This is a genomic window from Paenibacillus sp. P4_A7 (genome assembly GCF_056402455.1).
In genome coordinates, this window is record NZ_JBFUHJ010000223.1 from 1 (window position 1) to 8548 (window position 8548).

Consider the following 8548-nt stretch of genomic DNA (forward strand, 5'->3'; position numbering starts at 1 on the left):
ACAGAAGATATATTGATCAGTCATGACGTTTTAAATATTCCTTTACAGGAATATTCCTGATGTGGTATATTGATCTCAGCAAGAAAATACAATCTTCAAACACAAAACTAGGACGCTTACGATTACAGCAAGAGAACGGATGATGACCATGAACACTAACGTCATGAGTGCCTTGGCAGAGCCTAACCGTATGCAGATTGTTGAACTTTTGCGCGACCGTCCGCTCACCGTAGGGGAAATCGCCGAAAGACTGCAACTGCGCCAACCTCAAGCATCCAAGCATTTGCGTGTTCTTAGTGAGGCTGGCATCGTTGAGGTACAGGTGGACGCGAATCGCCGTATCTACAGGCTGCGACCGGCCCCTTTTCGGGAGCTGGATGATTGGCTCCAGAGCTACCGCTCCATCTGGGAGGAACGGTATGACCGCCTTGATGACTATTTGGAGAAACTGCAGAAAAGTGAACCACGTAAAGAGCAGCAAGACTGAGCTTTGGAAAATGAATGAGTTTTGTGATCGCTGTGGCAGTACTATTTTGACCCGGTAATAAAATCGAGGAGGAAGTTAAAAATGACAAATCAAATGGTATCCAAAGTAGAAGATAAGATCCTTATTCTCGAGCGTGAATTCAATGCCCCCCGTGAACTAGTGTTCCAAGCGTTCTCGCAAGCAGAGCATCTGAAACATTGGTGGGGTCCAAGAGGCTGGACACTTCCGGTATGCAACGTTGATTTCCGTGTAGGTGGAGTTTGGCATTATTGCATGAAGTGTGAAGATAAAAACCAGGGCGATTTCTATGGTATGGAATCATGGGGGAAGAGTGTTTACCATGAAATCATCGCGCCGGAGAAGATTGTTTATGTCGATTATTTCTCCGATGCGGAAGGCAACGAAGCGGAAAGTATGCCGGAAACGATCGTAACGCTGACCTTCATCGAAACAGATAACGGAACAAAGGTCATTAACCGCGGCGAATATGCGTCGGCTGAAGGACTGCAGCAGGTACTGGATATGGGCATGATGGAAGGTATCACTGATACTTGGAACAGACTGGTCGAGCATCTGAAGTCCATTCAGAAGAGCAACTAAAGTGATTTCGTCTGGAAGAAATTTGAATCTATAGACAACAAGGAATATAGATAATGGTCATTCCAGACTTTATCATAAGGTCTGTCCTATTTTTGAAGAAAAAGATAATTTCAGTATAGCAGCGGCAGTCTAGGGCATGGTTTTCTCGCCCGAGGCTGCCGATTCTCAATTCAATACGAAGCAATCAGGAATTCATGATTGTTTCTGYGAATTGAACATTTTTGATAAGGCTCGTATATTCTTCAGGGGTTGAGCCATCTTCTAAACTCCAGCAATTCCCCATGGCAGTCTCCACATAAAGGCATTGCTTTAAAATATCTTTTGGAATATGAAGCTTTACTTCTAAGGTGCATATGATATCGTTTATTTTTTTTAATAATTCCGTAGTTATTTCATCACCAAATTCATTTAAGATAAAACGAGGAACATCAAATACAGGATCACCGATAACACCTTTAGGGTCGATTATATACTCACCACCATTACTAAGTAAGATATTATCATGATGAAAATCACCGTGAGCAAAATACGGATAATCTTTTATCAAGAGAACTCTCCTCCCTTAAAGGATTCCCAGGCTGCACACACTCTTCAAGTAAGACGCCAATCTCTATATCAACCTCAAAAACTTTGCAAAATCGTCTGCCGTTATATTGACTTAAAATATTAAATTCTGTAGATATTCCTTACGAAGACGGATTACCTATTTTAAGCACAACGTTCCCAAAGTTCTCCGAATAGCATTTGAAAACTAAGTTTGCAGAATAGAAAGGAATAAGTTGAATAGATTTCAAAGCCCACTTATCCGCATATACTTCAATATCCCTTAAAGTATTTCATAAAAATCTTTACCAAAATGATTAACTATACTTTCGATTTCGTTCTGTTTGAAACAATAATGTTGGTTCATCTTTAGATTCTACCTCCCCTTCATAAATACGATCTAATCGTAAAAACTCAATTCTTTAAGAGCCTGTTTAACATCACACTCAGGATTTAGCATTTTGATCATCTCAGCAGTAATTGTGGCTCCGTCATAAATGTTTGTGACAATATCTATAGATGGTGTTATCTCAAAATAATATTTCGCAAATTCCACAAAATCCTCCGGTGTTTGATAAATTGTTCCTAACAAAAAACCAGAACCATCAGTTGCTCCCTCAGGAATCTCAACTTTCCCCTTCTGCCATGTAGAGTCACTACTTTCACGCCAAATGCAAAAAGTAACATCATCACTTTCAATTGCTTCATCCTCAAGTAAAGCTAATAACGCTTTAGGAACTCCTTCATATATCCCTGGCCATATTTTATACTCTTCTTGTGCATGTGGACTTAATTCAGATTCATGATCAAAACCTTTTAAAATGGTTCCTTGAGGGGAAAATAATATTAACAGATGATCGCCTGCTCCATTATCTATTTTTGCCATTGAAACATTTTCATAGAAATCAGGAAAAAAACTATGGTAACGAAGCCATTCGTCTGGACATAAAATAATATTTAGAGAAGCATGAATTTTCATAAGTTTCTTTAAGGTTATCGGATCTGGTAAAGTATCTAACAGATTCATATAAATGCTCCTAACTGCTCCTTATCTGTAATTAATCCATCGGTTAAATTCATTCATATAGTTTATTAATTTGAGCGTTATAGACTGTCAGGTCAAAACTCATCTGCGGCACACTTTCTAGCCATTCAACTTTAGAGCCAATACATTCATATCCACCATTAAATTCTGATTTATTACTTATATCAATACCGATTCTTCGCCAATATACTTTGTCATTTTCTTTAATAACTTCAGCGACAATTAATGTGCACAATAAGTCGCAATCATCAGGACACATTAATACTGGTTTACTTTTCAACATTTTCACTTCAATCATATTTTGTTTCAATGGATTACCTCGCATTAGGTATGTAATTTAAGATACCTCAAATTGTATTAGATCAAATCCTTAATGCTATTATTTGGTATATGGTCACCTTTAACATCCTCGAATGCCAACTCAAAAGTTATATCATATGAATTTACAATCACTTCTTTTACAATATTATTGTTATTAATTATGAAACGAAGATCTGCCGTAACAATGTTGAACTTCACATTCTTTGCTGCTTCAAGGCTAATGGATTAGTTATTACTGGTTTCACATATGGACTCATAATCTTTTACCATAATTACTTTCTCTTTCAGGCACATTTAGTATAGGTACTTCAGATAATTGCAATATATTAGATGGGATTGGGTCGGATAAACTGATTAAATCGTTGAAAGAACAAGTATCCTCCAAAAATGCTATTAGATTTCCTGATGAAATCAATTCAATTAAGTTTTCAAGCCCTTTTCTTGCSCCATTACGTTCGTTTTCCGTTATGAGTTTCTGACTAATTACATGATCAAAATCGTCTTCGTCAATAACTACATATTCTTTTCCATCATAACTAACTAAGATGTCTAGTTCCAAATCTATATTAAAGAAATTAGTTCCTATACTAAAACATGGCGTGCAGATATCACAATTATAACTCCAATCAATAGGTCCTGGTTCAGTAATCAATTTACCATTTGCATCAAGAGTAATGTTTATTTCAAACCATTTATCATAAAATGAATAATGCCTAAAAGTAAGATTTCCACCGATCATATCATCAATTTTAACTTCGTAAACCATTACTCTTTCATTCCACACTCGTATATTAGATTTGGGAATATGAAACACTCGCACCTCATTGGGTAAATGGAGGTTATGGAATTTAATTAATCCTTCTCTCAAAATAATCTCCCCCTTCCATCTTCAAATTCCCGCTTCACATCAACATGAAATCTCTAACTAAATAAGAGAAAATAATGCTCTAAAATCAGTTTCCCATCTCTGTAATAAATCATTGCTGCCTTGTGTTAAAGTCATATGTAATCTATTCAACTCTGTATATGCCAAATAATAGTCGGCCTCAGTTATTTTTCTCGCAGTCAACGCCTGTAATAATTCTTCCTCATCTAATATATATATTTCCTTGTTAGGCAACACAACTACATCCAAATAGAGATCATCAAAATAAGGTACGCCTTCTTCAGTCAAACCATTAGCTAGAGTAATGTCAAAATACCACTGCACAATCTTTCCATTTTCATTAATAACAGCCGTCATCGCATGATGAGAATCTTTTGGAAAATACTGCAACCATGCAAATCCATTCRCAACAATAATAAAATCATTATACTCAGCCACATTAAAAGTTATGGGTTCCTTCACTTTATCAAAAATAACAAGTGTTACATGTCCAGTGAAACCAATTTCTTCAATGTACATTTGTCTATACGTTTTCTGAAGTATACCTCTCCAATGTGATAGATCACCGTATTTKCTCTTCACGATTTTACYCCCCTATTTCGTTTATCTATTCTGCGATGAACTTCAAAAATCTCCTAATTTCAGGAAGGGGTTTGTCGTTAGGTAATACTTTTTGCGTAACAATGCCTGAGTTTCCCACCGTACATTGGACGGGTAAATTGCAAAATAAAACCTTCAGCTTCTAAATTTTTAATGCTTGCATGATTCTCTGGATGAACTGTTGAGTAAATAAATTGATAACCGTTTTCCTTAGCCCGTTTTTCACGTAACTGATGAAAATGTCGTTGTAAACCCATACCTCGAACGGATTCGTGAACTACCGTTGCGTCAAGAGTTGCAACATAAGGTAATTCTTGCTCTGACAGCCCAAATTCCATTCCGAGATTACTTTCACTTAATCCAGGAAACGCCAAAACTGAATACGCAACGAGTTTCCCATTTAGATAAGCACCATATATTTCACCTTTTTCCTGAACATGGGTTTTCAAGTAATCTACATCATCAATCGCAAATTGTTCTTGTGAAGGGATTCGAGATATTACGTCAACCATAAGGTCCATTATATCTGGAACTTCCAAATGTCCTAGACGATGGATTTCTAGATTAATTTCTTCTCTTCGCAGCACTTTAGAGTTCCTCCAAATCACCTTCATAATTATTGGTTAGTATGATGAGTTTAATGGTCGGTCCTTCGGGGATAGGTTAATGTTCGTTGAAATTCAGCATAAGAGTGTGATTCCAATATTTCCAACTTAAATTTACCATTAATCCGCATAGAAGTTATAGAAAAAATTAGTGATAGGCACAGATATATTTAAAATGGAATCAAAAAAACAGCATTTCTGTGCCGTTTTCGTTTAAAGGTGTTGGTGAAGAAACCGCTGACCCCATCTTAGCGGGGAAGTGATAGCCGATAATATTGCCTACCTTTTCCTAATGGTTATTGCGTAAAAAAGATATTCTTTCTTGCATATCAGAATAAATTAAGGCAGTGTATGGGAAAGATAAATTAGGATTTTTTTACTTAATCAAAGGAGGGTGTATTTATGCCAATCAGGAATATTAACGGAGTCAATCTTCATTTCCAGACAAACGGAGAAGGAATACCCCTTGTGTTCATCCATCCCCCTCTGCTTACTAGCGCCAATTTTCAATACCAGCTGGCGCAACTGTCAGATGAATTTCAGGTAATCACCTTTGATATCCGCGGACATGGACGAAGTGAAGCATCAAGTACCCCTATCACCTATAAGCTGATCGCTGAGGATATTAATCAGTTATTGGATCATCTGAAGGTCAAGCAAGCCATTGTATGCGGCTATTCGACCGGAGGAGCTATAGCATTAGAAGCCATGCTTAATTATCAGGATCGTTTTTTGGGCGGAATTCTAATAAGTGCCATGTCTGAGGCAAGTGGCTTTAAACTGCGGAACCGTATCCGTATCGCTATCGGATTATCCAGATGGAAGTCCGTGATCCGCATGCTGATGCTTAGCATAACATGGGGCAATTCTGACAGTGTCCAAACCTTTCGCAATCTTTTGAATGATACAAAAAACGGTAATGCTCGCAATATTCATCAGTACTACCGTTATAGTCTGAACTATAATTGCACGAAGCAGCTCTCCAAAATTAAGGCCCCTGTCCTTCTGCTCTATGGAGGCAAGGATCGGAGCTTTACGCGATACAGTAGAAAACTACAACAGGGGCTTCGCAATGCCACGCTTGTTACAATCAGCAACGAAAAGCACCAGCTGCCGACGAAAGCGGCTAACCAAATGAGTGAGGCGGTACGCCAGTGGGTTCATCTAATGATACAAGAGGAATGGAAAAACACAAAAGAAGATAATCTCTTGCCGGAAGCTTACATAATAGATCAAGAGATGGCTGAGGCGCAGCATCTGCAGCAGTTTGAATGATAAGCCTTCTTGCCAAATGGATAGAATGTGAGCACAATCGAGACCCGCTATAAGACAAAACCACTCCTTACATTGGAGTGGTTTCTTTAATAAAACTTCTCTTTATTAAGATTTACACAATAGTAACTGTTGCAAAATCATTTCCAGACCAAAGATTAAAGCTATAACCCGTTTCGAGTAATTGCCAAGGTGCTTCGTCAACGATAAAAGCCACATCTGCATATGTATCCCACGTATTATTTATCAATATGTTTTGTTATCCTTACTAACATAGTCCATGTGTCTCCATAAAAGGTCTTATCTTTGATTTCGCCGTAGTGTACAACTATGTCTCTTATCCATTCGTTTACTGGAAATCGACTCGGGTCTTTTTCCCAATTAATAAAGGCTTTTACAAACCTTCTGTTCACGAAGACTTCCCTAAATCGTGTTTTCGATTCACACAGTCGCCCATCCTCCTTCATTTGAATACATTAATTTAAAGGCAATGAAGGGGGATTTGTTTGTGTCTAATCAGCAGTTCAATACCGTTTCCACAGAAGAATCTCGTCCGACAGGCTACAGCGGTTGGATTGCATATACGTCGAATCGCGGCGGACATTTCGATATTTGGCTGTATCGCCCTCTAGCTATCGTCCATTTTCCGCTTACGCAGGGATTAGGTGAAGAATATTCTATTCCTTACTGGTCTCCGGACGGCAGAAAAATAGCATTTATCGGAAAGCAAAACATCGTTTACTCCCTTGATCTAAGCATAGGTACATTAGCGCGGATCGACCAAATCGAGCCCTATACTCTGCTGGATTGGAGCCCGAATAGTCAATTGTTAAGCTATGTCAAAAACGGTCGGATCGTCATCTACAATACATTTCCCCATTCCAGCCAGATAGTCACCCAGCCTGGATCCAGCGACGTCCAGTGGTTCGCTACCGGGCGGGAGCTTCTCTTCGCAGCGCCGGATGCAGCCGGCATCAGCCAGCTTTTTCGCATGAATATCGATGGAACGGCAAAAAGGCAACTCACGCAAAATATGGAAGGGCCGCTTAACCACGTTAGGCTTTCTCCTGACGGAACCTTTGCGCTCTATACATCGCCCGGCGCGAGTATTTCTATTATCACAACCGTAGATTTAGCCACAGGCCAATCCTATACGTTAGAGGGCGGGCCACTCGCCAAAAATTATTTTCCCGAATGGGCACCGAACGCTATCGAAATCGCCTACAGCGCAACAGTCTTTGATGATCGGGGCTATTTCTCGTACATTCAGACAGACAGCCGGATCGGCGGAAATCAATTAACGCGGGCGATTTCCAATTGCTTCGCCACGCCAGTCAGTTGGTCACCTGATGGGCATCAGATTGCATACTTGTCTGATTGCGAAAACGAACAACCTTCGAATCAAATTTGGACTCTGGATTTGAGGCATCCAGTCCCAATCAAGATTATTGAAGGAGGCCATATCACTGCACTTCAATGGTCTCCGACTATCATTTCAGAGCTTCCTCCCAAAGTGTATTCGAATTCGCTCTACCACGTCCGCTTTCCATACCCGGCACACTGGCAAAAAGTAAGTGGAGAACGATACGAAGGAAAGGATGGTTTTTTCCAAATCTCCGCGATTTCATCTGACAGCCGAATTGAGGAGGTTTGTCGTTTGGAAGCTTTTCACCCATTACGCCCTTATGGTTCCAAACCTCAAATTATCATGACATCGATACAAAATCAGGTGGCTTGTTTCATATACCCTTCTGCCGATCAACCGGAAGACATGAAGAAGCAGTTAGCTCTCATTGTGAAATATCCGCATCCGATCCAAATCGGCGAAACATCCTACAACTATTTCATTCTATGGGCGGACTACAATCACATCAATCAATTGGCAAGGCAACTAACGTTTATTTGATTAAATCAATATGGAAGCACTATGGTCGATTCGACTACAGGATCATCACAATAAAAAATGAAAGGGCTTTTGGTTCTAGATACACAAGATTAATTTTTTTAGCCTGATAGACGAACTTCTTACCCCCGTCACTAGACTGTTTTCCATCTAGCCTTAGATTACCTTCTTAAAAAAATTAACTCGCAATCATTATGCTCCCATACATCAAACAGATTTCCATCTAACTCCTCAAAGACAAAAAACTTACCATAAATACCTTCATCGCTGATATCTCTCACTGTAA

10 protein-coding genes are annotated in these 8548 nt (G+C 39.2%); 4 read left to right on the top strand and 6 right to left on the bottom strand.

Annotation, left to right across the window (positions count from 1 at the left end):
- The first annotated feature begins 148 nt into the window (after positions 1-148).
- Together AC1DWN_RS21350 and AC1DWN_RS21355 are read left to right on the top strand one after the other, a co-directional pair.
- The gene (locus AC1DWN_RS21350; protein WP_477560918.1) at positions 149-487 is read left to right on the top strand and encodes an ArsR/SmtB family transcription factor; all 339 of its coding nucleotides are present in this window, start codon (positions 149-151) and stop codon (positions 485-487) included.
- An 81-nt stretch (positions 488-568) separates the two neighbouring features.
- Positions 569-1087: an SRPBCC domain-containing protein gene (locus tag AC1DWN_RS21355; RefSeq protein WP_477560919.1), complete on the top strand. Its 519-nt coding sequence runs from the start codon at positions 569-571 to the stop codon at positions 1085-1087.
- Positions 1088-1271: 184 nt separating this feature from the next.
- Here AC1DWN_RS21355 and AC1DWN_RS21360 read toward each other — a convergent pair whose 3' ends face one another.
- The 6 genes from AC1DWN_RS21360 to AC1DWN_RS21385 all read right to left on the bottom strand — a co-directional run bounded on the left by AC1DWN_RS21360 (position 1272) and on the right by AC1DWN_RS21385 (position 5069).
- A complete protein-coding gene (locus tag AC1DWN_RS21360; RefSeq protein WP_477560920.1) occupies positions 1272-1634 on the bottom strand; it encodes an aminoglycoside phosphotransferase family protein in 363 nt (120 codons plus the stop codon).
- 396 nt (positions 1635-2030) lie between these two features.
- Positions 2031-2657: a hypothetical protein gene (locus AC1DWN_RS21365; protein ID WP_477560921.1), complete on the bottom strand. Its 627-nt coding sequence runs from the start codon at positions 2655-2657 to the stop codon at positions 2031-2033.
- Positions 2658-2706: 49 nt separating this feature from the next.
- The gene (locus tag AC1DWN_RS21370) at positions 2707-2985 is read right to left on the bottom strand and encodes a hypothetical protein (RefSeq protein WP_477560922.1); all 279 of its coding nucleotides are present in this window, start codon (positions 2983-2985) and stop codon (positions 2707-2709) included.
- A gap of 264 nt (positions 2986-3249) precedes the next feature.
- The gene (locus AC1DWN_RS21375; protein WP_477560923.1) at positions 3250-3864 is read right to left on the bottom strand and encodes a DUF402 domain-containing protein; all 615 of its coding nucleotides are present in this window, start codon (positions 3862-3864) and stop codon (positions 3250-3252) included.
- A 57-nt stretch (positions 3865-3921) separates the two neighbouring features.
- Positions 3922-4464, bottom strand: coding sequence for a ribonuclease FAU-1 family protein (locus tag AC1DWN_RS21380; protein WP_477560924.1), 543 nt, complete (start codon positions 4462-4464; stop codon positions 3922-3924).
- A 77-nt stretch (positions 4465-4541) separates the two neighbouring features.
- Positions 4542-5069 carry a GNAT family N-acetyltransferase gene (locus AC1DWN_RS21385; protein ID WP_477560925.1) on the bottom strand — a complete coding sequence of 176 codons (528 nt, stop codon included), beginning with the start codon at positions 5067-5069 and terminating at the stop codon, positions 4542-4544.
- A gap of 420 nt (positions 5070-5489) precedes the next feature.
- Here AC1DWN_RS21385 and AC1DWN_RS21390 point away from each other — a divergent pair, with 420 nt between their 5' ends.
- Positions 5490-6362, top strand: coding sequence for an alpha/beta fold hydrolase (locus tag AC1DWN_RS21390; protein WP_477560926.1), 873 nt, complete (start codon positions 5490-5492; stop codon positions 6360-6362).
- Between the two features lie 505 nt (positions 6363-6867).
- On the top strand, positions 6868-8265 hold the full coding sequence (locus AC1DWN_RS21395; protein ID WP_477560927.1) for a hypothetical protein: 1398 nt from the start codon (positions 6868-6870) through the stop codon (positions 8263-8265).
- The last annotated feature ends 283 nt before the right edge of the window (positions 8266-8548 follow it).

Coding starts and splice junctions, on each gene's coding strand:
- AC1DWN_RS21350 (WP_477560918.1), top strand. CDS start 149: ATGAACACTAACGTCATGAGTGCCTTGGCAGAGCCTAACCGTATGCAG.
- AC1DWN_RS21355 (WP_477560919.1), top strand. CDS start 569: ATGACAAATCAAATGGTATCCAAAGTAGAAGATAAGATCCTTATTCTC.
- AC1DWN_RS21365 (WP_477560921.1), bottom strand. CDS start 2,657: ATGAATCTGTTAGATACTTTACCAGATCCGATAACCTTAAAGAAACTT.
- AC1DWN_RS21390 (WP_477560926.1), top strand. CDS start 5,490: ATGCCAATCAGGAATATTAACGGAGTCAATCTTCATTTCCAGACAAAC.